The organism is Streptomyces sp. x-80, assembly GCF_046549095.1.
GTDB lineage: Bacteria > Actinomycetota > Actinomycetes > Streptomycetales > Streptomycetaceae > Streptomyces > Streptomyces celluloflavus.
This window is the reverse complement of record NZ_JAJPWM010000021.1, coordinates 139,485-163,437: the sequence shown is the minus strand read 5'-3', so window position 1 is coordinate 163,437 and position 23,953 is coordinate 139,485. Positions and strand designations below refer to the sequence as shown.

The 23,953-nt window shown below is 71.7% G+C and carries 21 protein-coding genes and 1 tRNA gene; 8 read left to right on the top strand and 14 right to left on the bottom strand.

The genetic code is table 11. From position 1 onward, the window contains the following. Positions 1-62 precede the first annotated feature (62 nt). Positions 63-338, top strand: a complete 276-nt coding sequence (locus ACLJWH_RS33610; protein ID WP_411145564.1) for a hypothetical protein — start codon at positions 63-65, stop codon at positions 336-338. Positions 339-936: 598 nt separating this feature from the next. Here ACLJWH_RS33610 and ACLJWH_RS33605 read toward each other — a convergent pair. Further along, the gene (locus tag ACLJWH_RS33605; protein WP_411145563.1) at positions 937-1,983 is read right to left on the bottom strand and encodes a helix-turn-helix domain-containing protein; all 1,047 of its coding nucleotides are present in this window, start codon (positions 1,981-1,983) and stop codon (positions 937-939) included. A gap of 122 nt (positions 1,984-2,105) precedes the next feature. Between ACLJWH_RS33605 and ACLJWH_RS33600 the strand changes: the two genes are divergently transcribed. After that, a complete protein-coding gene (locus tag ACLJWH_RS33600) occupies positions 2,106-2,756 on the top strand; it encodes an NAD(P)-dependent oxidoreductase (RefSeq protein ID WP_411145562.1) in 651 nt (216 codons plus the stop codon). A 422-nt stretch (positions 2,757-3,178) separates the two neighbouring features. On the opposite strand, the gene hemC is transcribed toward ACLJWH_RS33600, so the two are convergent. The 3 genes from hemC to ACLJWH_RS33585 all read right to left on the bottom strand — a co-directional run bounded on the left by hemC (position 3,179) and on the right by ACLJWH_RS33585 (position 5,044). Beyond that, positions 3,179-4,150 (bottom strand): hydroxymethylbilane synthase, encoded by a 972-nt coding sequence (gene hemC, locus ACLJWH_RS33595; RefSeq protein ID WP_411145561.1) that lies wholly within the window; start codon positions 4,148-4,150, stop codon positions 3,179-3,181. Next, positions 4,147-4,356, bottom strand: coding sequence for a hypothetical protein (locus tag ACLJWH_RS33590; RefSeq protein WP_411145560.1), 210 nt, complete (start codon positions 4,354-4,356; stop codon positions 4,147-4,149). The genes hemC and ACLJWH_RS33590 overlap by 4 nt, the downstream gene beginning before the upstream one ends. A 448-nt stretch (positions 4,357-4,804) precedes the next feature. After that, the gene (locus ACLJWH_RS33585) at positions 4,805-5,044 is read right to left on the bottom strand and encodes a hypothetical protein (protein ID WP_411145559.1); all 240 of its coding nucleotides are present in this window, start codon (positions 5,042-5,044) and stop codon (positions 4,805-4,807) included. Between the two features lie 266 nt (positions 5,045-5,310). Between ACLJWH_RS33585 and ACLJWH_RS33580 the strand changes: the two genes are divergently transcribed. Next, positions 5,311-5,604: a hypothetical protein gene (locus ACLJWH_RS33580; RefSeq protein ID WP_411145558.1), complete on the top strand. Its 294-nt coding sequence runs from the start codon at positions 5,311-5,313 to the stop codon at positions 5,602-5,604. A gap of 499 nt (positions 5,605-6,103) precedes the next feature. Here the strand turns inward: ACLJWH_RS33580 and ACLJWH_RS33575 are convergent, their stop codons facing one another. The 4 genes from ACLJWH_RS33575 to ACLJWH_RS33560 form a co-directional block, all read right to left on the bottom strand. Further along, entirely contained in the window at positions 6,104-6,445 is a 342-nt protein-coding gene (locus tag ACLJWH_RS33575; RefSeq protein WP_411145557.1) for a hypothetical protein, read from the bottom strand. Between the two features lie 440 nt (positions 6,446-6,885). Further along, positions 6,886-6,961, bottom strand: a tRNA-His gene (locus ACLJWH_RS33570). 109 nt (positions 6,962-7,070) lie between these two features. Continuing rightward, positions 7,071-7,688 carry an oligoribonuclease gene (orn, locus tag ACLJWH_RS33565; RefSeq protein WP_411145556.1) on the bottom strand — a complete coding sequence of 206 codons (618 nt, stop codon included), beginning with the start codon at positions 7,686-7,688 and terminating at the stop codon, positions 7,071-7,073. Positions 7,689-7,693: 5 nt separating this feature from the next. Next, the gene (locus tag ACLJWH_RS33560) at positions 7,694-8,989 is read right to left on the bottom strand and encodes a GlxA family transcriptional regulator (protein ID WP_411145555.1); all 1,296 of its coding nucleotides are present in this window, start codon (positions 8,987-8,989) and stop codon (positions 7,694-7,696) included. A 1,018-nt stretch (positions 8,990-10,007) separates the two neighbouring features. On the opposite strand from ACLJWH_RS33560, the gene ACLJWH_RS33555 reads away from it, so the two are divergent. Beyond that, on the top strand, positions 10,008-10,529 hold the full coding sequence (locus tag ACLJWH_RS33555; RefSeq protein ID WP_411145554.1) for a universal stress protein: 522 nt from the start codon (positions 10,008-10,010) through the stop codon (positions 10,527-10,529). A 402-nt stretch (positions 10,530-10,931) separates the two neighbouring features. Here the strand turns inward: ACLJWH_RS33555 and glmS are convergent, their stop codons facing one another. Next, complete coding sequence (gene glmS, locus ACLJWH_RS33550; RefSeq protein WP_411145553.1) at positions 10,932-12,761, bottom strand: glutamine--fructose-6-phosphate transaminase (isomerizing); 1,830 nt, start codon at positions 12,759-12,761, stop codon at positions 10,932-10,934. A gap of 124 nt (positions 12,762-12,885) precedes the next feature. After that, on the bottom strand, positions 12,886-13,185 hold the full coding sequence (locus ACLJWH_RS33545; protein WP_411145552.1) for a hypothetical protein: 300 nt from the start codon (positions 13,183-13,185) through the stop codon (positions 12,886-12,888). A gap of 191 nt (positions 13,186-13,376) precedes the next feature. On the opposite strand from ACLJWH_RS33545, the gene ACLJWH_RS33540 reads away from it, so the two are divergent. Further along, positions 13,377-14,972, top strand: a complete 1,596-nt coding sequence (locus ACLJWH_RS33540) for a beta-N-acetylhexosaminidase (RefSeq protein WP_411145551.1) — start codon at positions 13,377-13,379, stop codon at positions 14,970-14,972. A gap of 80 nt (positions 14,973-15,052) precedes the next feature. Here the strand turns inward: ACLJWH_RS33540 and ACLJWH_RS33535 are convergent, their stop codons facing one another. From ACLJWH_RS33535 to ACLJWH_RS33520, 4 genes are all read right to left on the bottom strand, one after another. Then, complete coding sequence (locus ACLJWH_RS33535) at positions 15,053-16,207, bottom strand: acyl-CoA dehydrogenase family protein (RefSeq protein WP_411145550.1); 1,155 nt, start codon at positions 16,205-16,207, stop codon at positions 15,053-15,055. A gap of 5 nt (positions 16,208-16,212) precedes the next feature. After that, positions 16,213-17,154: a hydroxymethylglutaryl-CoA lyase gene (locus ACLJWH_RS33530; RefSeq protein ID WP_411145549.1), complete on the bottom strand. Its 942-nt coding sequence runs from the start codon at positions 17,152-17,154 to the stop codon at positions 16,213-16,215. Beyond that, on the bottom strand, positions 17,151-19,127 hold the full coding sequence (locus ACLJWH_RS33525; protein ID WP_411145587.1) for a biotin carboxylase N-terminal domain-containing protein: 1,977 nt from the start codon (positions 19,125-19,127) through the stop codon (positions 17,151-17,153). The genes ACLJWH_RS33530 and ACLJWH_RS33525 overlap by 4 nt, the downstream gene beginning before the upstream one ends. Positions 19,128-19,216: 89 nt before the next feature. Further along, positions 19,217-20,875: a carboxyl transferase domain-containing protein gene (locus tag ACLJWH_RS33520; protein ID WP_411145548.1), complete on the bottom strand. Its 1,659-nt coding sequence runs from the start codon at positions 20,873-20,875 to the stop codon at positions 19,217-19,219. A gap of 153 nt (positions 20,876-21,028) precedes the next feature. On the opposite strand from ACLJWH_RS33520, the gene ACLJWH_RS33515 reads away from it, so the two are divergent. From ACLJWH_RS33515 to ACLJWH_RS33505, 3 genes are all read left to right on the top strand, one after another. Continuing rightward, positions 21,029-21,643, top strand: coding sequence for a TetR/AcrR family transcriptional regulator (locus tag ACLJWH_RS33515; protein WP_411145547.1), 615 nt, complete (start codon positions 21,029-21,031; stop codon positions 21,641-21,643). A 158-nt stretch (positions 21,644-21,801) separates the two neighbouring features. Beyond that, positions 21,802-22,959 (top strand): acyl-CoA dehydrogenase family protein, encoded by a 1,158-nt coding sequence (locus ACLJWH_RS33510; RefSeq protein ID WP_411145546.1) that lies wholly within the window; start codon positions 21,802-21,804, stop codon positions 22,957-22,959. 49 nt (positions 22,960-23,008) lie between these two features. Further along, complete coding sequence (locus tag ACLJWH_RS33505) at positions 23,009-23,917, top strand: acyl-CoA thioesterase (RefSeq protein ID WP_411145545.1); 909 nt, start codon at positions 23,009-23,011, stop codon at positions 23,915-23,917. Positions 23,918-23,953: the final 36 nt, after the last annotated feature.

Sequence of the window (23,953 nt, the reverse complement as noted above, 5' to 3'; positions counted from 1 at the left end):
CCGAACAGCTCATTTGTCCGTTTCGCGGCCGCTAGCGTGCGGGACGTACCTCAGCTCCCCGCATGACGACAGGCAGGCACGCGATGGGTTCCTCGGCACACCACCGGCACTTGGGCAGCACCGCCGCGGCGGCCCGGACGGCCGCGCCCGCCGCGCCGGTGGCCGACGCCCGGCGCGCCGCGCGGCCGGCCGGCGGCTCCACCGAATCGGGCCCGCCGGACGTTACCTGGGCGCGCGTCGCCTGTACCCGGGCCCGCGCTGTCCGCACCCGGGCGCGCGCTGTCCGCACCCGGGCCCGTGTCGTCCGCACCTGGGCCCGCGTCGCCCGCACCGGCTGACGACGAACCTCGCGGCACGGGGCACCCCCCTCCCCCCGGACCGCGTCCCCGAGGCGGGGCGCAGCGGATCTTCCCCCCACCCGCTGCGCCCCGCCGTACCGCAGCCCCGGCCCTGCGGTACCGCCGCCGACCCGGCCCCGCCGTACCGCCGCCGCCCGGACCCGCCGTACCGCTGCCCTCGGACCCGCCGTACCGCCGCGGCCCGGACCCGCCCCGCCCCGCACGCCTGGCGCAGCCCGTGGCCTGGCCGGTCCCTCCGCCGTCCTGCCGCGTCCGCATGCCTGGTGCAGTCCGTGGGCTGGCCGGTCACACCTCCGCTGTCCTGCCGCGTCCGCATGCCTGGTGCAGTCCGTGGGCTGGCCGGTCACACCTCCGCTGTCCTGCCGCGTCCGCATGCCTGGTGCAGTCCGTGGGCTGGCCGGTCACACCTCCGCTGTCCTGCCGCGTCCGCATGCCTGGTGCAGCCCGTGGCCCGGCCGGTCACACCTCCGCTGTCCTGCCCCGTCCGCATGCCTGGCACAGCCCGTGGCCCGGCCGCTCCCCTCCCGCCAGCCCGGTGAACGGACCCCCCGGCGGGACGGACGCCCGGAACAGCCGCTCAGCCCGTCTCACCGCCGGCACCCCCACTGCCCCCACTGCTCCTGCTGCCCCCACCGCCCGCACTGCCCCCACCGCCCGCAGCACTCACGGCCTCTCCCACCTCTTCCGCTCCCGTCACTCCCGCCCCACCCCGTACGGCCGTACGGAACGCGATCGGCGTGATCCCCGCCCGACGCTGGAAGAACTTGGTGAAGTTGGTGGCGTCGGCGAAGCCCAGCCGGTCCGCGATCCGGGCCGCGGACCGGTCGCCGTGCGCCAGCAGCCGCTTGGCCTCCAGCACCACCCGGCGGTCGATGAACTCCTTCGCCCCGACCCCGGCGGCGATCTCGGTGGCCCGGGAGAGGGTGCGCGGCGCATACCCCAGCGCCTTGGCGTAGTCCGCGACGCGGCGGCTGCGGGTGAAGTCCCGTTCCACCGCGTCCCGGAACCGCAGATACGTCTCGCTCGCCTCGCAGTTCCCGTCCGCCCCGCCGTCCGCCGGCCCGGCCGGATGTGCGGCGCGCAGTACGAGCACCGCCAGCAGATGGCGCAGCACCTCGACATGCACCTCCAGCGGCAGCCCGCCCAGCTCGCCGAACTCGTGGTGCAACTGCCGCAGCGCCTCGTCCATACGGCGCGCCGCCGCCCCTTCGAGATGCCGTACGGCCGGCCCGTACCAGTCCTCTACCCGGGCCGCCGTGGCGGTGGACGGGTCCAGGAAACCGGACTCGAAGAGCACCAGCCGGCCCTCCGCCCCCGCCAGGTCTCCGAAGTGCTGGACCTGCCCGGGACGGGACCACAGCCAGTCGCCCGGGGCGAGGACATGCTCCCGGAAGTCGACGCTGTGCAGCAGCCGGCCGCGGTCCACGGTCAGCAGATGGTGGAAACCGGGGCGGTGCGGGGTGGCCAGCTGGCACGCGTTCGCGCGGGCGCGCAGCTCGGCGAGTGTCATCACCTCCACACCGGCCGGCCGTCCGGCCGGGGCCGAGAACGGCACCTCCGGGATCTCCGCGAGATCCGGGATATCTGAAGCCGACCCCTCACCCTCTTGTCGTTTTTTGACCATTACCCGTCCTCTGCCTACCCCGAAATATCCTGCTGCTACCCCTAGCGTAGAAGACGTCAGCGCGGCTGATGGCGGAAAACGGAAGTCCTTACCGGACGCACGGAACAGCTGGGAGAACCACCATGTCCACGATCGCTCTCTTCGGGGCCAATGGCACCATCGGCAGCCGCATCCTCGGTGAGGCGCTGAACCGCGGCCATCAGGTCACCGCGGTCGTCCGCGACCCCGCGAAGATCACCACGACCCACCCGAACCTGACCGTGACCACCGGCGACATCCTCGACCCGGCCTCGGTCGCCGCCGCGGCCAAGGGCCACGACGTCCTGGTCAGCGCGGTCGGCGGCGGTGACGGACCGGGGCACATCGCCACCATCACGCCCGCCGCCAAGTCCCTGGTCGCCGGTCTGCGCACGCTCGGCGACGCGGCACCGCGGCTGATCACCGTCGGCGGCGCCGGTTCGCTGCGCACCCCCGACGGCAAGCAGGTCTGGGACGCCGAGGGCCTCCCCGAGTTCCTGCTCCAGATCATGCACGCGCACGGCGACGCGCTGGACTACTACCGCACCGTCTCCGATGTGCGCTGGACCAACCTCAGCCCGGCCGCCACCATCGCCCCCGGCGAGCGCACCGGCAGCTACCGCACCGCCACCGAGGACCTGGTCACCGCCGCGGACGGCAGCAGCCGCATCTCCGCCGAGGACTACGCCGTCGCCGTCCTGGACGAGATCGAGCAGCCCCGCCACCTCGGCGAGCGCTTCACCGTCGGCTACTGAACCGACCGGCCGCCGCACCGCGGCGCACCGGCCGCGCGCCGGCCCGCAGAAACGCCAAGGCTCCCGACCTGAGGTCGGGAGCCTTGGCGCTGGGGTGGGTAAGAGGGCGCGAACGGGCATGCTGTGCGGGGAGTGCCGTGACGGCATATCGCATATACGTAAGTCGACTGCCAACGACTGGTGTTGGGGGCGCGCCGCATTCGTCCACCCGGATCCCCCGACTGCCCCACCAGTCCCTGAAGGCGAGGCCGTGTCTCCCGCTGAGGTCGTAGAGCTACCGGGAGAGGGCAGCCTCGGCATCCGTGGCGCTGAGCAGGTCGGCGTGGGCGGCGCGGCGGTCGAGGCAGCGATCCGTGTGCCTCGCTGGGAGCGACGACGGCGTCCCCGGCGGTGGGGCCGTCGGGGCGCCGGGCTGTGGTGGGTCAGTGCGGGATGCCGACGATGATCTCGCGGGCGCCCTGTCGCAGTAGTTCGGCGCAGACGCGGGAGCCGAGGACGGCCGGTTCGTTCATGCCCTCGCCCCACAAGTGGGCGTGGACGAACCGGGAGCCGTCACGGGAGAAGACCATGCCGCGCAACGACAGTTGTCCGTCGGGTCCGGTGACGCAGTGGCCGGCGATCGGGGAGTTGCAGTGTCCGCGCAGGCCGCGGAGCATGGCGCGTTCGGCGGTGATCTCGGTCATGGTGCGTTCGTGGTTGAGCTGCTGAAGCAGGTGGGCGACGGGGGCATCGTCCTCGCGGCATTCGAGGCCGAGGGCGCCGGCGCCGACGGCGGGCAGCATCTCGCCGACGTCGAAGACCTGCCGGGCCCGGTGCGTGAGGCCGAGGCGTTCGAGGCCGGCGCGGGCGAGGACCATCGCGTCGAGTGTGCGGTCCACGGTTTTGCGGCCGTCGAGTTTGTCGATGCGGGTGCCGACCAGGCCGCGGACGCGTACGACGTCGAGGTCGGGGCGGACGCGGTTGATCTGGGCCTTGCGGCGTACGGCGGAGGTGGCGACGGAGGCACCGGGCGGCAGGTCGTCGAGCGTCCGCACGTCGGATCCTTGGGGAACGAGCAGGACGTCGCGGACGTCGTCGCGGGGGAGGTACGCGGCGAAGAGCAGTCCCTTGGGCAGGGGGACGTCGCCGGGCACGTCCTTGATGCAGTGCACGGCCATGTCGATATGGGAGCGCTGCAACATCTGGTCGATCTCGCGGACGAACAAGCCCTTCCCACCGAGCTGCGCGAGGTCACCTTGCCATTTGTCGGCCTCGGTGGTGACGGGTACGACCTCGATGTCGAGGTCGGGTTCGTGCTTACGGAGCAGGGCGGAGACCTGGTCGACCTGGGCGACAGCCAGCGGTGAACTACGGGTGCCGATACGGAGTTTGCGGGCCGGGAAGTCGGTACTCATGGCGTCCTCTCGTGTCGGGTTTCACGGTAGGCGGTGGTGCCGGGGAGCTGGAGCGGCTCCACGATGCGAGCGGCGACGGCCGGGCGTAACAGTGCGTCGGCTTCCTCGGGAGCAGCCCAGCGCCACGCGGTGAGTTCGTCACGCTGAAGAGTGATGGCGTCGGTGTCCTCGGCAGCGAAGACGGGGCCGGAGAGCAGGAGCGCCATGCGGTCGCGGCGGCCAGGCCGGGTGGCTTGCGCCGGTCGACGGCCGGCAGACCGCCGGGGCGGACGTCGAGGCCCGGTTCATCGCGCACCTCCCGGCGGGCGGCGTCGAGGGGGGGACTTGCCCCGCTCGACCAATCCGCCGGGCAGGCGCCAAGCCTCCCCCCCCTGCCGGGCCGGACGCACGATCAACCGGCGGTCACCGGGATCATGATCAGGACGGAGGCGGTAATCGGGTGCCCGAGGGCAGGTTGCGCGGGTCTGCTCTGGTGTCAGGCGCGCCAACGGTCTGCGCGGCCTGTCCGTGTGCGCAGCAGTACGGCCGGATGAGGCGAACCTCGTCGGCGTCGAGGGGCGCCATGCGCTCGCCGACGTGGTCGGGGAGGGGCCGCGGTCGTCAGCGGGCCGGGCCGGGGCCGCGGGCGCGGGCGCCGACGATGCTCGGCAGCGGTCAGCGGCGGAGTTCGACCTCGTCGGCGCAGCTCATGCCGGGGTCTTCCCGGCCGGCGAACAGTGGGTCGCCCTCGACGGACGTGCAGCGCTCGACGGAGTACCGGGCTTGCACGGCCCTGCGCGCGTTGACGCATGAGGTACCTTCGTTCGCCTTCACGAAGATGAAGTCCAGGCCCTTCACGGAGACAGGGAAGGTGCTGCTCTGGTAGCCACTGACGTCGATGTCTTGGACGGTCATGGTGGCTTTCTCCAGACATGAGAAACACCCCGGCGCGGTGGACGTGAAGAAATTGAGGGGAGTGTTCTTCAGCCAAGCGGGCTGGAAGGGTGGGGGGGCAAGTGATTCGGGTGGGACGCGATTTAAAACAGATAGGTCACTCGTAAGAATCAAAAATCTCGACAGTTATTGCCTGTCAATTGCGTCTGATGTCAGGCTTGCGTGGGATGCAAAGCTATCGGATGTGCTGCATCTGTGTAATTTCCTTGTGCGAGAGGTGGCAGATGATGAGTGAGCCGATCCAGGTCGTGCCAGCAAGCGCAGCACTGTCCGGGGCTTTCTTCGCGGATATCGGGATTCACGGACTGTTCACGCTGTCGTTCAGCATCCCGAGTGTGACCAACGCCAATGTGGTTATGGTGTCCATGACGGAACTTGGCGGCAGTAGCAATTTGCCGTTTATCGGAGATGCGACCATGACGGTGCATAACGTCGCGCCCGGCAACGGCATCGTGCAGGTTCGAGGAGAGGTGGACTGGGATTCCAATCTCTCGACCCGAGTATATTTCCTCGTGACCTGAAACCACGCGCACAGGCACCTCAGACGTATGCCGGCAAGGTCACCTTGGCCAACGGATTTGAATTCCGGTCGTACGGCTGCCACGCCCCGATGCTCGTTGGCCAGCGTTCCGGACCGGTGCCGGTGCCGCGGTACTGCCCGGCGTAGGCACCGGCGAAGCTGTGAGGCCCGAGCCGCGGGGCTGATCCCGCCGTACGCGGAGGTGTGGCGGCGGAGGTCGGCCGGTGCTGACGCCTCGGGCGAGTTCACAACGACCGGATAGGCCCCTTGCGGGGTGGTGCCCTGGACCAGGGCACATCCGGTGCCGAGTGCCAAATGCCGAGCGCCGATCCGGAGTGGCATCGGCCCGACGCCGGCCGCGGCGAGCGGGTTCCCGCCGGCGATCACGCCGTCGCGGGAAGCGAGCTCGGAGGCGGGCACGAGCCGGCCGGCGAGGCCCCGCGCGGCCGGGTCGGCCATCTCGGCGGTGACATGGGCGTACTCGCCGTGCTCCAGGAAGGTCATCTCCTCCGCTCCGTGATCGTCCGCGCGCGGCGAGCTCGTCTTCTTGCGGCGGCGCGAGGCGCGCAGCGGCGGTCGCTCTCCACTGCGGCCCGCACGATGCGGAAGAGCAACCTGTGCCGATTCGCCATGCGCTTCGGGGCGGCCGGGCAGCGCAGCCACTTCTCAGGAGTCTCGGGGTCCGGGCCGCCGGGGTCCGGCGCGCCCTTCTCCTCGATGCGGGCCCAGTGCTGTATGCCGTCCTGGGCGATGTTGCCGATGATCGCCGGCAGGACGCGGCCGGACAGCTCGGTGTGCTGAATGCGGGACGAGTGGATGAGGGACAGGGGGGTGCGGAACAAGGGGATGCGGAGATCGCGGTGGTGTGGTCCTCACGGGTCCGCTCGGCAATACCGGTGAGCCGGCCGACGTGGCGCGTGGCCCAGTCGGTGAACGGTACGTCGTTGGGGTAGGCCCCGGGCTCTGCGGATCTCCCGCCGCGGACCCGGCCGGTCGGCCGGTGCTGCTGCCCGTGGCCGTCCACGAGTTTCTTGACCGCGGTCCCGGCACCCTCAAGATCGCCGACCTGCTCAGGCGGCGGGCCCGCGGCCGGTGCGCCCGCCGCCCTTCTGCCACTCCACCTGATAGGTGATGCCCTCACTCTTCGTGGGGGCGTTCCGTGATGCGCGCCATGCCCGGAATCTACGGGTGTCCGGAGGAAGGAGGGTTTCCGCGGTGCTCCCATGTTCCCGGGAATGACCAAGGGCCCGACCTGTTTTCGCAGATCGGGCCCTTGCTTTGCTGGGGTGAGTAACGGGACTTGAACCCGCGACATCCTGGACCACAACCAGGTGCTCTACCAGCTGAGCTATACCCACCATGACCGGTGCTGTGTGGTTCTTTTTCCCCACCGGCTGAGAAAAAGTGTACAGGGTCGAGAGGGGTGCTCGCTCCCGGCTCTGGCGAGTCCGGGAGCGAGCTGCGTCACTACGGTGCGGTCTGTGGCTCGGCCGGCAGCACGTGCTTCGCCGCGATGGCCTTCGCGGTGTCCGAGTCGGGGCCGGGCTGCGGTACGAAGACCGCCTCCCGGTAGTAGCGCAACTCCGCGATGGATTCACGGATATCGGCCAGCGCCCGGTGGTTGCCGCTCTTGTCCGGACTGTTGAAGTACGCCCGCGGGAACCAGCGCCGGGCCAGTTCCTTCACGGAGGAGACATCGACGATCCGGTAGTGGAGATAGCTCTCCAGGATCGGCATGTCGCGCAGCAGGAAGCCGCGGTCCGTGCCGACGGAGTTCCCGCACAGCGGGGCCTTCCTCGGCTCCGGCACATGCTGCTTGATGTACGCAAGCACCTGCGCCTGAGCCGCCTCCAGTGTCGTGCCGCCGTCCAGCTCCGCGAGCAGCCCGGAGGCAGTGTGCATCTGGCGCACCACCTCCGGCATGGTGGTCAGCGCCTCGGCCGGAGGGCGGATCACCACGTCCACCCCGTCGCCCAGCACATTCAGCTCCGAGTCGGTGACCAGCGCGGCCACCTCGATGAGCGCGTCATTCGCCAGCGAGAGTCCGGTCATCTCGCAGTCGATCCACACCATGCGATCGTTCATACGACTCACCCTACGGGGCGCTCGCGCTGGCCGGGCAGCACGGGGCGGCCCGTACCACGGCTGAGGGACGCTTCGGGCAGCCGGGCGGCGAACGCGTCCGGCTGTGGCCTGCCGATCTCGCCCGCCTCGGCGGTGGCCAGCGCGGTCGCCTGGCCGTGACCGGCCACCGCGGCCGCCGCGAACCGGTCGACGCCGCCGACCCCCAGCGCGGCACGCTCACCACGCTCCGGCCGGTCCACCCGCTCCGGTCGCAGTACGGGCTCGGGCGCACCGTTCTGCGGCCGTCGCGCGCGGTACGCCGCGCGGTAGGCCGCCGGCGAGGCGCCGAGCTGTCGCCGGAAGTGGCCGCGCAGTGCGACCGGTGAGCGGAATCCGCAGCGCCCCGCGACCTCGTCCACCGAATAGTCGGAGGTCTCCAGCAGCCGCTGGGCCTGCAAGACCCGCTGGGTGATCAGCCACTGAAGGGGGGCGCTCCCGGTGAGGGAACGGAATCGCCGGTCGAAGGTGCGCCGGCTCATATAGGCGCGGGCGGCCAGCGTCTCCACGTCGAACTGTTCGTGGAGGTGTTCCAGCGCCCAGGCGACGACCTCGGCGAGCGGGTCGGCGCCGATCTCCTCTGGTAATGACCTGTCGAGGTACCGCTGGTGCCCTAGATCGGCGGCGGTGCGGCGCTGCGGTACGACGAGCCGGCGGGCCAGCGCGTTCGCGGCGTCCGCGCCGTGGTCGGTCCGCACGATGTGCAGACAGAGATCGATACCGGCCGCCGTCCCCGCGGAGGTGAGCACATCGCCGTCGTCGACGAAGAGCTCGCGGGGATCGACATGGACGGACGGATAACGCTTGGCGAGCGTCGGTGCGTACATCCAGTGTGTCGTGGCCGGCCGGCCGTCGAGGAGTCCGGCGGCGGCGAGGACGAACGCCCCCGTGCACAACCCGACGATTCTGGCCCCTTCTTCATGCGCGCGGCGCAGCGCGTCGAGCGCGGCGGGCGGCGGGGCCTGGGTGATGGAACGCCAGGCCGGTACGACGACCGTCCCGGCACGGGCGATCGCCTCCAGCCCGTAAGGGGCCGACAGTTCAAGCCCCCCGGTCGTGCGCAAAGGCACATCTTCGCCCGCGCACACAAGCAGCCGGTAGCGCGGAACCCCTGCGTCTTGGCGGTCGATGCCGAAGACCGAGAGCGGAATGGAGCTCTCGAAAATGGGGCCGCCACTGAAGAGGAGTACCGCGACTATTTCGCGGCGTCGTCGTGCGGCGAGCTTGCGTGCGGCATCTGGTACGGCAGCGGAGTCCTGGCTCATGGCACTTAAGCCCCCCTCGGTCGTCTCGCCCTCTCGGTACTGCACAGTTCCCCCGCCGTCACTACCAAGATCGAATCTACTGTGTCCCGTGAGGATGGAGTGCCAAGTTCACCACCCGCTGGTATGTCGATATGGCAACTTGGCGCGAAGCATTCGATCACGAAGCGTTCCACTCGTCGGGCCTACAGGGAAGTACGCCTCTCGGCTCTGCCCGTTCGCAGTAGGGCACAACCATGCCGAGCGGTCCTTTCCTCCCTGCTCACACACGGGTTGGGGGGTGGTCGGGCCAAGGGGAGCGGTCAGGTGTGAAGTTGGCCGAAAACGGTCGCGGCGGGACTTGCGGGCGGCTTATCGGCCCAGCGTGCGCCCGTGGGAATACCGTCCGCCCCCGTGCGCCGCTGCCCCGGAATGACCCCTTCTGTCCCGGTGTCGGCCGGCGCTCTCGGCGGGTGCGCGAGCGGCGGTGCGTTCGGATTGCCGCAGCAGTGCGCGGCAGGCGCAGGTCACCGCCGCGAGACCGGCGGCGGTGCCGGCCGCGCCGCCGAGGGAGGCGCCGGAGACGAGAAGGACAAAGGGGACGAGCGCACAGCTGAACGCGCCCCAGCGCACGACTTCGGTCACTGGGTCGGGTGATGTACTGGGCGGCATGGGCATGGTGTGCTCCCTTCGGACGGGCAGGTACTACAACGCCGCCGCCGATCATGAGTCACCGTGATGGGTACGTACGGGGGCAGTCCGGGGCATTGCCATCCGGGCCGCGCTCCGGCATGCTCCGGGGAACGTTCGAGGGCTGACCCGCCTCGCCGGGCGTCGGCACGCCCGCTGCGGGCTCTGGGCAGCGGGGGAGTGGCGCCGTACTCTTGGGGTATGAACTTGGGAAGATGATTCCCGGTCGTATCGTTCCCCTTTGAACTATGGCTCTGCGCCTCGATCGAGTCAGCTCAGTCAACTACCGGATCAAGTCAATCGCCGTTCCCCGTTCGCCCCTCCGCAAGAGGACGTCCTCGCCGAGACACCAATGGCCGGTCACGAAATTCCTGAACCCGCGGACCGCAAGCAGGTCGCCGATCCGATGGCGGGCCTGGAAGCGGCGGAAGAGACACGCCACTCCTGCGACCCCGCCTTCCAGCATGGCGTGGTGGTCGGCTTCGACGGCTCCATGTCGAGCGAACGGGCGTTGGCGTATGCAATCGGTATGGCCCGGCGCCTGGACTCCGGGCTGATCATCGTCCATGTGGCCAACCGGCTGCCGACGACCGTCTGGGCGGGCTGCGAGCCCCCGGTCTTCGTGGACGTGCCGGACCACCGCACGGAAGTGCTGGGCCTGGAGCTCGCCTGTGCCGACCACCTCTCCGAGGTCTCGTGGATCCTCGTCGAACGCGGCGGGGACATCTGTCACGAGCTGGAGGAGGTCGGCCGGGAGTACGAGGCCGACGCGATCGTGGTCGGCTCGACGCACGGTCTGGTCGGCCGGATCTTCGGCTCGGTCGCCGGACGGCTGGCGCGCCGCGCCCAGCGCCCGGTGATCGTGATTCCCTGACGGGCCCTTGGCGGCCGCCCCGTCCGCCGTGCGTCCGCGCCCTCCCGGCCCTCTCGGGTGCGATCAACTCTCCTCGGTATGCGCACAGTTGAGTGGGCGACATGGGGATTGTGGGCAGTTGAGCTCTCTGCTGCCGCGTGCAGGTGAATTGTGCGCTTGTGAGGGGTAGGAGCCGGGTACGTGAGCGCCGCGGTCCGGGTCCCGGGCGCCGCGCGCACGGAAACGGCGTGCCGCCGGCCGGGAGGTGACGGTTCCTGAGGCGGCGGCATCCAGGCCGGCGTATGGGCGACGCCGGCTCAGGGGAGGCGGCGGCTTCGCGCGTTGGGTGGCACGCGCGGAGCCGCCGCCCGTCCCGCTCCGGTACGCGGTGGGCGGCGGCTCCGTCGGCCGTGGGGCCGCCGGTTACTCCACCGTGACGGACTTGGCCAGGTTGCGCGGCTTGTCGATGTCCCGGCCGAGCGTCAACGCCGTGTGGTAGGCGAGCAGTTGCAGCGGGATGCCCATCAGGATCGGGTCCAGCTCGACCTCGTTCTTCGGGACGATGATGGTGTGGTCGGCCTTCTCCTGCTCCTGGTGCGCGACGGCGAGGATGCGGCCGCTGCGGGCCTTGATCTCCTCCAGTGTCGCGCGGTTCTTCTCCAGCAGGTCGTCGTCCGGCACGATCGCCACCGACGGCACATCGGGCTCGATGAGCGCCAGCGGGCCGTGCTTCAGCTCCGAGGCGGGGTAAGCCTCCGCGTGGATGTAGGAGACCTCCTTGAGCTTCAGGGACGCCTCCAGCGCCACCGGGTAGCCGCGCACCCGGCCGACGAACATCATGCTCTTGGCGTCCGCGTAGTCGGCCGCCAGCTTCTCGATGGCGGGCTCGTCGGCCAGCACCTCGGCGATCTGGCCGGGCAGCTTGCGCAGCCCCGCGATGATCCGCTTGCCGTCGGCCACCGACAGGTCCCGGATGCGGCCCAGGTGCAGGCCCAGCAGCGCGAACGCCACCGCGGTGTTGGTGAAGCACTTGGTCGACACGACACAGACCTCGGGGCCCGCGTGCACGTACACGCCGCCGTCCGTCTCGCGGGCGATGGCGCTGCCGACGACGTTGACCACGCCCAGGACGCGGGCGCCCTTGCGCTTCAGCTCCTGGACCGCGGCCAGGGTGTCGTAGGTCTCGCCGGACTGCGAGACGGCGATGTAGAGGGTGTCCGGGTCGACCACCGCGTTGCGGTAGCGGAACTCGGAGGCCGGTTCGGCGTCCGCGGGGATGCGGGCCAGCTCCTCGATCAGCTGCGCGCCGATCAGGCCCGTGTGGTAGGCCGAGCCGCAGCCCAGGATCTTCACCCGGCGCACCCCGCGCGCCTCGCGGGCGTCCAGGTTCAGGCCGCCCAGGTGGACGGTCGAGAAGCGGTCGTCGATCCGGCCGCGGAGCACCCGGTCCACCGCGTCGGCCTGCTCCGCGATCTCCTTGTGCATGTACGTGTCGTGGCCGCCCATGTCGTACGACTCGGCCTCCCACTCCACAGTGGTCGGCTCGGCCGAGGTGCGGGAGCCCTCGGTGGTGTACGTGCGGTAGTCGTCCGCCTTGAGGGTGGCCATCTCGCCGTCGTCCAGGGTGACGACCTGGCGGGTGTGGGAGACCAGCGCGGCGACGTCCGAGGAGACGAACATCTCGTGCTCGCCGATGCCCAGCACGACCGGCGAGCCGTTGCGGGCGACGACGATGCGGTCCGCGAAGTCGGCGTGCAGCACGGCGATGCCGTACGTGCCCTCGACGACCCGCAGCGCCTCGCGGACCTTCTCCTCCAGCGTCGGCGCGGCGGAGCGGCCGATCAGGTGGGCCAGCACCTCGGTGTCGGTCTCGGAGGTGAAGTCGACGCCGTCGGCGGTCAGCCGGGCGCGCAGGTCGGAGGCGTTGTCGATGATGCCGTTGTGGACGACCGCGACCTTGCCTTCGGTGTCGGCGTGCGGGTGGGCGTTCTCGTCCGTGGGCGCGCCGTGGGTGGCCCAGCGGGTGTGCGCGATGCCGGTGGTGCCGGCGAACCGCTTGGGCAGCCGGGACTCCAGCTCGCGGACCCGGCCCTTGGCCTTGGCGGTCTTCAGGCCGCCTGCCGCCTTGCCGGTGCCGTTGGCGTGGATGGCGATACCGGCCGAGTCGTAGCCGCGGTACTCCAGGCGCTGCAACCCCTCAAGGAGCAGCGGAGCGACGTCGCGTTTGCCGATATATCCGACGATCCCGCACATGAAGTGACCCTCCGAGATAGTTGTTCCGGGGTGGACGTTCCGGGGTGGACCCGTGTCTCCGCGACGGTCCGTCCGGTGTTCCCGCTTGCGTTGGTTCCTGCCGGTGTTCGGGGTGCCCGGTGTGTCAGCCGTAGACGAGACGGCGCAGCTGGCGCGCGGAGAGATCCGGCGGGGCCACGGCGCGGTGCGGCAGCTCGTGGCGGATCCGTTCGAAGATCTCGTCGTTGCGCAGCCCCTGGGACTGGAGCTCGCGATGGCGGCGGCGGACGTATGCCTCCGCCGGCTCGTCGAAGTACGCGAGCACGTCCAGCACCACCCGGGTGGCCTCACCGCGCTGCAACGGTGTGCTGCGCACCAGGTGGTCCACCAGGTCTTCATGGGGCGCGTGACCTGCGTCAGCGCTGCGGGAACGTCGTTCGAGCACCCGTCGATACTGGAGGGCCGCGCGGAGATTCGCAAGAAATCTGCCCGATAGCGGGCAGGATCGTGAGAAGGGCGTCGGAAAGTGGTCGCGACCTTGACCGGATCGGAGGGCCGGGGTACGGATGGTGACCGCTCGGTCGCTCCATGCCAGGCAGGGCATGCCCTGCACGATGCTCGCCGAAGGGACCGCCGATGAGACGACACAGGCTGCTGCTATCGCTGTTACTGGTCGCGGCGGCGGGGACGGCGACCGCCGCCGTACCGCCGCAGTCCGCCGCGGCGCGGTCCGCCACGCCACTGGACCGGGTGATCCCCGCGCCCGCGTCCGTACACGCCGGCGGAAGTCCGTACACGATCGACGGCCGAACCCGCATCCGCGTCCCCGGCGGCTCGGGCGAGGCCCGGCAGGTCGCCGGCTATCTGGCGGAGCTGCTGCGGCCCGCCACCGGCTTCGGCCTGCCGGTGACCACACGGGAGGGCCGCGACGGCATCGTCCTCCGGCTCGGCGGGCGGGACGCCAAGGGGCTCGGCGCGGAGGGCTACCGGCTCAGCTCCGGCGGCCGCTCGGTCACCCTCACCGCCGCCCGCCCGGCCGGCCTCTTCCACGGCGTACAGACGCTGCGGCAGCTGCTGCCCGCGAGCGTCGAGCAGCGCACCGCGCAGCGCGGCCCGTGGCGGATAGCCGGCGGGACCCTCACCGACACCCCGCGCTACGGCTACCGCGGCGCGATGCTCGATGTCTCGCGGCACTTCTTCACCGTCGGCCAGGTCAAGCGCTATATCGACCAGCTGGCCCTCTACAAGATCAACACCCTGCATCTGCATCTCTCCGACGACCAGGGCTGGCGGATCGCCATCGCGTCCTGGCCGAATCTGACCACGTACGGCGGCAGCACCCAGGTCGGCGGCGGCCCCGGCGGCTTCTACACCAAGGCCGACTACCGCGAGATCATCCGCTATGCCGCGAGCCGCTATCTGACCGTGATCCCCGAGATCGACATGCCGGGCCACACCAACGCCGCGCTCGCCTCCTACGCCCAGCTGAACTGCGACGGGGTGGCGCCGCCGCTCTACACCGGCACCAAGGTCGGCTTCAGCTCACTGTGCGTGCCCAAGCAGCAGACCTACGACTTCGTCGACGACGTCCTCCGCGAGCTGGCGGCGATGACCCCCGGCCGCTACCTCCACATCGGCGGCGACGAGGCGCACTCCACCAGCCATGAGGACTTCGTGGCCTTCATGGACAAGGTGCAGCCGGTGGTCGCCCGGTACGGCAAGACGGTGATCGGCTGGCACCAGCTGACCGGCGCGCACCCGGCCGAGGGCGCCGTCGCCCAGTACTGGGGCTACGACGCGACCGGCCCGCAGGAGCGCGCACAGGTCGCCACCGCCGCCCGGCACGGCACCCGGCTCGTCCTGTCGCCCGCCGACCGCGCCTACCTCGACATGAAGTACGACCCGAGCACCCCGCTCGGCCTGTCCTGGGCCGGGTACGTCGACACCCGGCGCTCCTACGACTGGGACCCGGGAACGTACCTCCCGGACGTGCCCGCGCGGGCGGTCCTGGGCGTCGAGGCCCCCCTGTGGTCCGAGACCCTCTCGACCTCCGCGCACCTGGAGTACATGGCCTTCCCGCGGCTGCCCGGTATCGCGGAGCTCGGCTGGTCCCCCGCGGCCACCCACGACTGGGACGGGTACAAGGAGCGGCTGGCCGCCCAGGCCCCCCGCTGGGACGCCCTGGGCATCGGCTACCACCGCGCGCCGGGAGTGCCCTGGCCCGCGGCGTGACGCGCACCGGCCGGGCGCCGCGGCGCCCGGCCGGTCCGGTCACCGGGCGCAGCTGCCCCGGCCGGCGGGTTGTCGCCCCCCTACAGCCCCAGCTCCCGGGCGATCAGCATCCGCTGGACCTCGCTCGTGCCCTCGCCGATCTCCAGGATCTTGGAGTCGCGCCACATGCGGGCGACCGGGTACTCGTTCATGAAGCCGTAGCCGCCGTGGATCTGGGTGGCCTCCCGGGCGTTGGTGACGGCGATCTCCGAGGAGTAGAGCTTGGCGAGCGCCGCCTCCTTCTTGAAGGGTTCGCCGTGCACCAGCCGGGAGGCGGCGTCGCGCCAGGCGAGCCGGGAGGTGTGGGCGCGCATCTCCATGTCGGCGAGCTTGAACTGGATCGCCTGGTTGGCGCCGATCGGCTTGCCGAAGGCGTGCCGGGTCTTCGCGTACGACACCGACTCGTCGACGCAGCCCTGGGCGAGGCCGGTGGCCAGCGCCGCGATGGCGATCCGGCCCTCGTCCAGGATGCGCAGGAACTGGGCGTAGCCGCGGCCCTCCTCGCCGAGCAGGTTGGCGGCCGGGACGCGGACGTCGGTGAAGGACAGTTCGCGGGTGTCCGAGGCGTTCCAGCCGACCTTGGAGTACGGGGCGGCGACGGTGAAGCCGGGGGTGCCGGAGGGCACGATGATGGCGGAGATCTCCGGGCGGCCGTCGGCCTTGCGGCCGGTGACGGCGGTGACGGTGACCAGACCGGTGATGTCCGTACCGGAGTTGGTGATGAAGCACTTGCTGCCGTTGATGACCCAGTCGTCGCCGTCGCGTACCGCGGTGGTGCGGGTGCCGCCCGCGTCCGAGCCGCCGTCCGGCTCGGTGAGGCCGAACGCGCCCAGAATCTCGCCCGTGCACATCCTGGGCAGCCACTCGCGCTTCTGCTCCTCGGTGCCGAAGTGGTAGAGGGGCATGGCGCCCAGCGAGACGCCGGCCTCCAGGGTGATGGCCACCGAGGAGTCGACCCGGGCCAGCTCCTCCAGGGCGATGCCGAGCGCCAGATAGTCGCCGCCCATACCCCCGTACTCCTCGGGGAACGGCAGGCCGAACAGGCCCATCCGGCCCATCTCGCGGACGATCTCGTACGGGAAGGCGTGCTGTTCGTAGAACTCGCCGATCGCCGGAGCGACGACGTCATGGGCGAACGCCTCGACCGTACGCCGGAGTTCTTCCAGCTCGGAGGGGAGGCGGTGGTCCAGGGACATGAGGGTCACTCCTTGTGGGAGAGGGCGCGGACGGTGCGGGAGGGGCTCGGCCGGCCCAGGACTTCGGCCATCCACACGCTGGTGGCGGTGAGACGGTCCAGGTCGACGCCGGTCTCGATGCCGAGGCCGTGCAGCATCCACACGAGGTCTTCGGTGGCGAGGTTGCCGGTGGCGCTCTTGGCGTACGGGCAGCCGCCGAGGCCGCCCGCCGACGCGTCGACGGTGGTGACGCCGTGCTGGAGCGCGGCGAAGGTGTTGGCGAGCGCCTGGCCGTACGTGTCGTGGAAGTGCACGCCGAGCCGGGAGGTGGGCACGCCCGCCTCGTTGAGGGAGGCCAGCAGGGTCTGGACGTGGCCGGGGGTGGCGACGCCGATGGTGTCGCCCAGGCTCAGCTCGTCGCAGCCCAGGTCCAGCAGCGCCCGGCAGACCCGCACCACCCGCGCGACGGGCACCGGGCCCTCCCAGGGGTCGCCGAAGCACATCGACAGATAGCCGCGGACGTGCACCTTGGCGTCCTTCGCCCGGTCCACGACCGGCGCGAACATCGCCAGCGCCTCGTCGACCGTGCGGTTGAGGTTGGCCCTGGCGAACGACTCGGTGGCGCTGGCGAACACCGCGATCCGGCGGGCCCCCAGGGCGAGCGCGCGGTCCAGTCCGCGCTCGTTGGGCACCAGGACGGGCAGCCGGTGCGGGTCGAGGTCGCCGAGCAGCGGGAACAGCTGCTCGGCGTCGGCGAGTTGGGGCACCCACCGGGGGTGCACGAAGCTGGTGGCCTCGACGAGCGGCAGCCCCGCGGCGGCGAGCCGGTGGATGAACTCGGCCTTGATCTCGGTGGGGACGACGGTCCCTTCGTTCTGGAGGCCGTCGCGGGCCCCCACCTCGTGGATGCGCACCCGGGTGGGCAGCCCCTCCACGGCGACTTCCATGGGCAGTCCGGCAGCGGTCATGACGCCTCCTCGCGCGTGTCGTCGGGGGTGGTCCCGTGCGGGGCGACGACGGCCAGGACCTGGTCCATGGCGACCGTCGCGCCCGCGGTGACGTCCAGTTCGGTGACGGTCCCGGCGTGCGGTGCGGCGATGACGTGCTCCATCTTCATCGCCTCCACCACCAGCAGGCCCTGGCCCGCGGTGACCTCGTCGCCGACGGCCACCTTGACGACGGTGACCGTGCCGGGCATCGGGGCGGTCAGCGCGTCCGCGGTGTGTGCCCCGGCGGCCCCGCGCAGCGTCGCCGCCACCGGGTCGTGGTCCTGGACGTGCCAGGCGTCGCCGTCCCGGCCGAGCCAGTCGCCGGCGCGGTGGAAGGTGTGCTGGACGCCGTCCACGGTCACCCGCACCTGGTCCGGTGTCACCTGGCCCGCTCCCGCGTCCGGCCGCACGTCGCAGGGGACCGGGTCGTGGCCCGCCACCCGCAGCCAGTGCCGGGTCGGGGCCGCCTCGCCGCCGAGCCGGAAGCCGGTCGGCGCGGCGAACGGGTCGCGCCAGCCGCCGTCGGGCACGGCCGGTTCCAGGGCGGCCTGCCGGACCGCGGCCGCCGCCGCGTAGACCTCGGGCGGCACCTCGCGCACCACCAGGCCGGCCGCCTCCCGCTCCACCAGGCCGGTGTCCAGGACGCCCGCCACCACGTCCGGATGGGCCAGCAGCCGGCGCAGGAAACCGGCGTTGGTGGTGACGCCGAGGGTGACGGTGGCGGCGAGCGCGGCGCGCAGCGCGCGCAGCGCCGCCGGGCGGTCGGGGCCGTACGCGATGACCTTGGAGAGCATCGGGTCGTACAGGCTGCCGACCGCCGCGCCCGGCGACAGACCGGAGTCCGTGCGCACCCCCTCGCCCCGCGGTTCGCGCAGCAGCCGGACCGTGCCGCCGGTCGGCAGGAAGTCGCGGGCCGGGTCCTCGGCGCAGATCCGGGCCTCGACGGCGTGCCCGGTCAGGGTGATGTCCTCCTGGGCGTACGGGAGGCGTTCACCGGCCGCGATCCGCAGCTGCCACTCCACCAGGTCGAGTCCGGTGACGTATTCGGTGACCGGGTGCTCCACCTGGAGGCGGGTGTTCATCTCCATGAAGTGGTACGCGGAGGCGTCCTTGCCGGGGACGATGAACTCGACGGTGCCGGCGCCGCGGTAGCCGCAGGAGCGGGCCGCCCGGACGGCCGCCTCGCCCATCGCGGCGCGGGTCGCCGCGTCCAGCAGGACGGACGGGGCCTCCTCGACGACCTTCTGGTGGCGGCGCTGGAGGGAGCATTCGCGCTCGCCGAGGTGGAGGACGGTGCCGTGGCCGTCGGCCAGGATCTGGATCTCGATGTGCCGGGGGCGGTCGATCCAGCGCTCGACGAGGAGGGTGTCGTCGCCGAAGGAGCCGCGGGCCTCGCGGCGGGCGGCGGCGATCTCCTCGCCGAGCAGCGCCGCGTCCCGGACCAGCCGCATCCCCTTGCCGCCGCCGCCCGCGGACGGTTTGAGCAGCACCGGCATGCCGATCTCGCGGGCGGCGGCGGCCAGTTGGGCGTCGCTCAGGCCGCTGCCCGAGGAGCCGGGGACGACCGGCACCCCGGCCGTGCGCACCGTCTCCTTGGCGCGGATCTTGTCGCCCATCAGGTCGATGGCCTCGGCGGAGGGGCCGATGAAGACCAGTCCGGCGGCCGCGCAGGCGCGGGCGAAGGCGGCGTTCTCGGCGAGGAAGCCGTAGCCGGGGTGGACCGCCTGGGCGCCGCTGCGGGCGGCGGCGGCCAGCAGCCGGTCGGCGGACAGATAGCTCTCGGCGGCCGGCGCGGGGCCGAGCCGGACGGCCGTATCGGCCTCGCGGACGTGCCGGGCGTCCGCGTCCGCGTCGCTGTAGACGGCGACCGAGCGGATGCCGAGCGCGCGCAGCGTACGGATGACGCGGACCGCGATCTCGCCGCGGTTGGCGACCAGGACGGTGTCGAACATGGTCGTGGGCATGGCGGTGCTCGTCCCTGTGGGCATCCCTGTAGACATCCCTCGTGTGTCCGGTATTCCTGCGGTGTCCGGCACGGCGCTCACATCCGGAAGACGCCGTAGCCGGGGGCCGCGCCGTCCCTGGCGGGGAGCGGGGCGTTGGCGCAGGCGGTGAGCGCCAGACCCAGCACCTGCCGGGTCTCCAGCGGGTCGATCACGCCGTCGTCCCAGAGCCGCGCGGTGGCGTAGTAGGCGTTGCCCTGGGTGTCGTACTGCTCGCGGATCGGGGCCTTGAAGGCGTCCTCCTCCGCGGCGCTCCACTCCTCGCCGCGCGCGTCCAGCTGATCGCGCTTGACGGTGGCGAGGACGGACGCGGCCTGTTCGCCGCCCATCACCGAGATCTTGGCGTTCGGCCACATCCACAGGAAGCGCGGGGAGTAGGCCCGGCCGCACATGGAGTAGTTGCCCGCGCCGTAGGAGCCGCCGATGACGACCGTCAGCTTGGGGACGCGGGTGCAGGCGACCGCCGTCACCATCTTCGCGCCGTGTTTGGCGATACCGCCCGCCTCGTAGGAGCGGCCGACCATGAAGCCGGAGATGTTCTGGAGGAAGAGCAGCGGGATGCCGCGCTGGTCGCACAGCTCGATGAAGTGGGCGCCCTTCTGGGCGGATTCGGAGAACAGGATGCCGTTGTTGGCGACGATCCCGACCGGATGGCCGTGCAGATGCGCGAAGCCGGTCACCAGGGTCGTGCCGTACTCGGCCTTGAACTCCGCGAAGCGGGAGCCGTCGACGAGCCGGGCGATCACCTCGCGGACGTCGTAGGGCGTACGGGAGTCCGCCGGGACCGCGCCGTAGAGACCGGCCGGGTCGACCGTGGGCTCCTCGACGGGCCGCACCGTCCAGGGGAGCGGGGCGCGGTCGCCGAGGGTGGCGACGATGGTGCGGACGATGCGCAGCGCGTGCGCGTCGTCCTCGGCGAGATGGTCGGTGACGCCGGAGGTCCGTGCGTGCACCTCGCCGCCGCCCAGTTCCTCGGCGGTGACGACCTCGCCGGTGGCGGCCTTCACCAGCGGCGGCCCGCCCAGGAAGATCGTCCCCTGGCCGCGGACGATCACCGCCTCGTCGCTCATCGCCGGGACGTACGCGCCGCCGGCCGTGCAGGAGCCGAGCACCGCGGCGATCTGCGGGATGCCCGCGCCGGACATCCGCGCCTGGTTGTAGAAGATCCGCCCGAAGTGCTCGCGGTCGGGGAACACCTCGTCCTGCATGGGCAGGAAGGCGCCGCCGGAGTCGACGAGATACAGGCACGGCAGGCGGTTCTCCAGGGCGATCTCCTGGGCCCGCAGATGCTTCTTGACCGTCATCGGGTAGTACGTGCCGCCCTTGACCGTGGCGTCGTTGGCGACGATCACCGTCTCCCGGCCGGAGACCCGCCCGATACCGGCGATCACCCCGGCGGCCGGCGCCGCCCCGCCGTACATCCCGTCCGCCGCCAGCGGCGACAGCTCCAGGAACGGCGAGCCGGGGTCCAGCAGGGCGTCCACCCGGTCCCGGGGCAGCAGCTTGCCGCGGGCGGTGTGCCGCGCCCTGGCGCGCTCGCCGCCGCCCAGCCGGGCCGCCGCGAGCTTTCCGCGCAGCCGTGCCGCCAGCTCGCGGTGCGCGGCTTCGTTGGCCTGCCAGGAGCCGGACGCCGCCTCGCCGCCCGGACCGCGTCCGGCGGGACCTGCGTCGCTCTCCAGCACCGGTGCCTGCTCCATCAGTACGAGCCCCCTTGCTCGGTCGTCGGCCCGCTCACTCGCCGGCCGCGCCGCGCGGCCCTCGCGGGCGGCCGGGGCGCGCGGTTAATGGGCGTTAACCGCCCGTCGCTTTCAGGTTAACGAGCACTAACCCGGCTGTCTACAATTGGCCCCATGAGTCCTGCGCACGCCCCCGCCTCCACCAGCCGCCGCGAGCAGATCCTCAAGGAGGCCGCCCGGCTCTTCGCGGAACGCGGCTTCCACGGTGTCGGGGTGGACGAGATAGGGGCGGCCGTGGGGATCTCGGGCCCCGGCCTCTACCGCCACTTCGCCGGCAAGGACGCGATGCTCGCCGAACTGCTGGTGGGCATCAGCGAGCGGCTGCTGGACGGCGGCCGGATGCGGGTCGCGGAGGGCGGTGAGAGCCCCGAGGCGGTCCTGGACGCGCTGCTCGACGGCCATATCGACTTCGCGCTGGACGACCGGCCGCTGATCACCGTGCACGACCGGGAGCTGGACCGGCTGCGGGAGGCCGACCGCAAGCGGGTGCGGCAGTTGCAGCGGCAGTACGTCGAACTCTGGGTGGAGGTGGTGCGCAAGGTGCACCCCGGTGCCTCCGAGACGCAGTCCCGCGCCGCCGTGCACGCCGTCTTCGGCCTGCTGAACTCCACCCCGCACCTCGGCCGGCCGGGCGCGCTGCCGGGCCGTACGGAGATGGCGGAGCTGCTGCACCGGCTGGCGCTGGGGGCGTTCCGCGCGGTCGCGGCGGGGCCGGCGGCCGGGGCGTAGCGGAGGCGCGGGCGCCGGGTGGTGGCGGGCGCCCGCGGGGTGGTGGCGAGGCGAGGCCGGCCGGCGCCCCTGGACAGCTTTGATGACCGGCCGGTAGCTTTCGCTGAGCAAGCGCTTAGGTGGCTGCGGCTGGACCGCGTACAAGAGGAGGACGTCCCATGCGTCGCACGGTGTTCAACGAAGATCATGAGGCGTTCCGCGAGACGATCCGCGCCTTCATCGAGGCCGAGGTGGTCCCCGTCTACGACCAGTGGATCGAGGCCGGCCAGGCACCGCGCGACTTCTACAAGAAGCTGGGCGAACTGGGCGTCTTCGGCATCGAGGTCCCCGAGGAGTACGGCGGCGCGGGCGAGCACGGCTTCAAGTTCAACGCGGTCATCACCGAGGAGTGCGCACGGGCCGGCGTCAGCTTCGGCGGCTCCAGTGTGCACACCGCACTCTGCCTGCCCTACCTCCTCGCGTACGGCAACGAGGAGCAGAAGCGGCGCTGGCTGCCGCCGTTCGTCTCCGGCGACATGATGACGGCCATCGCGATGACCGAGCCGGGCACCGGCTCCGACCTCGCCGGGATGAAGACCACCGCCAAGCTCTCCGCGGACGGCACGCACTACGTCCTCAACGGCGCCAAGACCTTCATCACCGGCGGCGTACTGGCCGACCGCGTCATCGTCTGCGCCCGCACCGCACCCCCGTCGGCGGAGGACCGCCGGGCCGGCATCACGCTGCTCGTCGTGGACACCACCTCCGAGGGGTACGCGGTCGGCCGCAAGCTGGAGAAGCTCGGCCTGAAGACCTCGGACACCGCCGAACTCTCCTTCACCGACGTCAAGGTGCCGGTCGAGGACCGCCTCGGCGAGGAGGGCAAGGCGTTCTCGTACCTGGGCCAGAACCTTCCGCAGGAACGGCTGGGCATCGCGTTCGGCGCGTACGCCCAGGCCGCGGCCGCCGTCCGGTTCGCCACGGAGTACGTCCGGGACCGCGAGGTCTTCGGCAAGACCGTCGCCTCCTTCCAGAACACCAAGTTCGTGCTCGCGGACTGCCGCTCCGAGGTCGACGCCATGCAGGCCGTCGTCGACCGGGCCCTGGAGGCGCACGACGCCGGCGAGCTGACCGCCGCCGACGCCGCCTCCGCCAAGCTCTTCACCACCGAGCGGGCCGCCGTCGTCATCGACAAGTGCCTCCAGCTGCACGGCGGTTACGGCTACATGCAGGAGTACCCCATCTCCCGGCTGTACGCCGACACCCGCGTCAGCCGGATCTACGGCGGCACCAGCGAGGTCATGCGCTCCATCGTCGCCAAGTCGATGGGCCTGTGAACACCGGCCGCACCCGTACCCGGCACCCCGCACCGAGAGCACCGCGTACGTGAACGACGCCCTGTGGTCCCTGCTCGAACTGCTCGACCTGGAGCGGATCGAGCAGGACATCTTCCGCGGACAGAGCCGCGACGCCCTCGTCCCCCGCGTCTTCGGCGGGCAGGTCGCCGCCCAGGCGCTGGTCGCGGCCGGGCGGACGGTCCCCGCCGACCGCCCGCCGCACTCCCTGCACGCGTACTTCCTGCGGCCCGGCGACCCCGGCGCGCCGATCGTCTACACCGTCGACCGGATCCGCGACGGCCGCTCCTTCACCACCCGCCGGGTGGTCGCCGTCCAGCACGGCCAGCCGGTCTTCCACCTCTCCGCCTCCTTCCAGGTGCCCGAGGAGGGGCTCGAACACCAGGAACCGATGCCCCCGGCACCGGACCCGCTGACCCTGCCCACCGCCGCCGAGCTGCTGCCGCGCTACGCCGACCGCTTCGTCGAACCCGGCGTCACCCGGCGGCTGCTGGAGGCGCGGGCCGCGGTCGATCTGCGGTACGTGGACGCGCCGCCGTACGGCAGCGTCGGCGAGGCCCGCGAGCCCCGCTCCCAGGTCTGGTTCCGCACCAACGGCACGCTCGACGACGCCGTCGCGGCGGGCGGCGCCCCGGCCCTCGCCCGCCCGCTGCTGGACATCTGCCTGGTCACCTACGTCTCCGACATGACCCTGCTGGACTCGGTGCTGCTCGCACACGGCCGGGGCGGCTGGGCGGTCGGCGACGTGGTCGGCGCGAGCCTGGACCACGCGATGTGGTTCCACCGGCCGCTGCGCGCCGACGAATGGCTGCTCTACGACCAGGAGTCACCCACCGCCCAGGGCGGCCGGGGCCTGGGCCGGGGCCGGATCTTCACGGCGGACGGACAACTGGTGGTCTCGGTGATCCAGGAGGGCGTGATCCGGGTGCCGCGCGGATAGCGGCGCGGCGGGACCGGGCGCCTCGGCCGGGGCCCG

Coding starts and splice junctions, on each gene's coding strand:
- ACLJWH_RS33610 (WP_411145564.1), top strand. CDS start 63: ATGACGACAGGCAGGCACGCGATGGGTTCCTCGGCACACCACCGGCAC.
- ACLJWH_RS33605 (WP_411145563.1), bottom strand. CDS start 1,983: ATGGTCAAAAAACGACAAGAGGGTGAGGGGTCGGCTTCAGATATCCCG.
- ACLJWH_RS33600 (WP_411145562.1), top strand. CDS start 2,106: ATGTCCACGATCGCTCTCTTCGGGGCCAATGGCACCATCGGCAGCCGC.
- hemC (WP_411145561.1), bottom strand. CDS start 4,150: ATGAGTACCGACTTCCCGGCCCGCAAACTCCGTATCGGCACCCGTAGT.
- ACLJWH_RS33590 (WP_411145560.1), bottom strand. CDS start 4,356: ATGGCGCTCCTGCTCTCCGGCCCCGTCTTCGCTGCCGAGGACACCGAC.
- ACLJWH_RS33585 (WP_411145559.1), bottom strand. CDS start 5,044: ATGACCGTCCAAGACATCGACGTCAGTGGCTACCAGAGCAGCACCTTC.
- ACLJWH_RS33580 (WP_411145558.1), top strand. CDS start 5,311: ATGAGTGAGCCGATCCAGGTCGTGCCAGCAAGCGCAGCACTGTCCGGG.
- orn (WP_411145556.1), bottom strand. CDS start 7,688: ATGAACGATCGCATGGTGTGGATCGACTGCGAGATGACCGGACTCTCG.
- ACLJWH_RS33560 (WP_411145555.1), bottom strand. CDS start 8,989: ATGAGCCAGGACTCCGCTGCCGTACCAGATGCCGCACGCAAGCTCGCC.
- ACLJWH_RS33555 (WP_411145554.1), top strand. CDS start 10,008: ATGGCCGGTCACGAAATTCCTGAACCCGCGGACCGCAAGCAGGTCGCC.
- glmS (WP_411145553.1), bottom strand. CDS start 12,761: ATGTGCGGGATCGTCGGATATATCGGCAAACGCGACGTCGCTCCGCTG.
- ACLJWH_RS33540 (WP_411145551.1), top strand. CDS start 13,377: ATGAGACGACACAGGCTGCTGCTATCGCTGTTACTGGTCGCGGCGGCG.
- ACLJWH_RS33535 (WP_411145550.1), bottom strand. CDS start 16,207: ATGTCCCTGGACCACCGCCTCCCCTCCGAGCTGGAAGAACTCCGGCGT.
- ACLJWH_RS33530 (WP_411145549.1), bottom strand. CDS start 17,154: ATGACCGCTGCCGGACTGCCCATGGAAGTCGCCGTGGAGGGGCTGCCC.
- ACLJWH_RS33525 (WP_411145587.1), bottom strand. CDS start 19,127: ATGTTCGACACCGTCCTGGTCGCCAACCGCGGCGAGATCGCGGTCCGC.
- ACLJWH_RS33520 (WP_411145548.1), bottom strand. CDS start 20,875: ATGGAGCAGGCACCGGTGCTGGAGAGCGACGCAGGTCCCGCCGGACGC.
- ACLJWH_RS33515 (WP_411145547.1), top strand. CDS start 21,029: ATGAGTCCTGCGCACGCCCCCGCCTCCACCAGCCGCCGCGAGCAGATC.
- ACLJWH_RS33510 (WP_411145546.1), top strand. CDS start 21,802: ATGCGTCGCACGGTGTTCAACGAAGATCATGAGGCGTTCCGCGAGACG.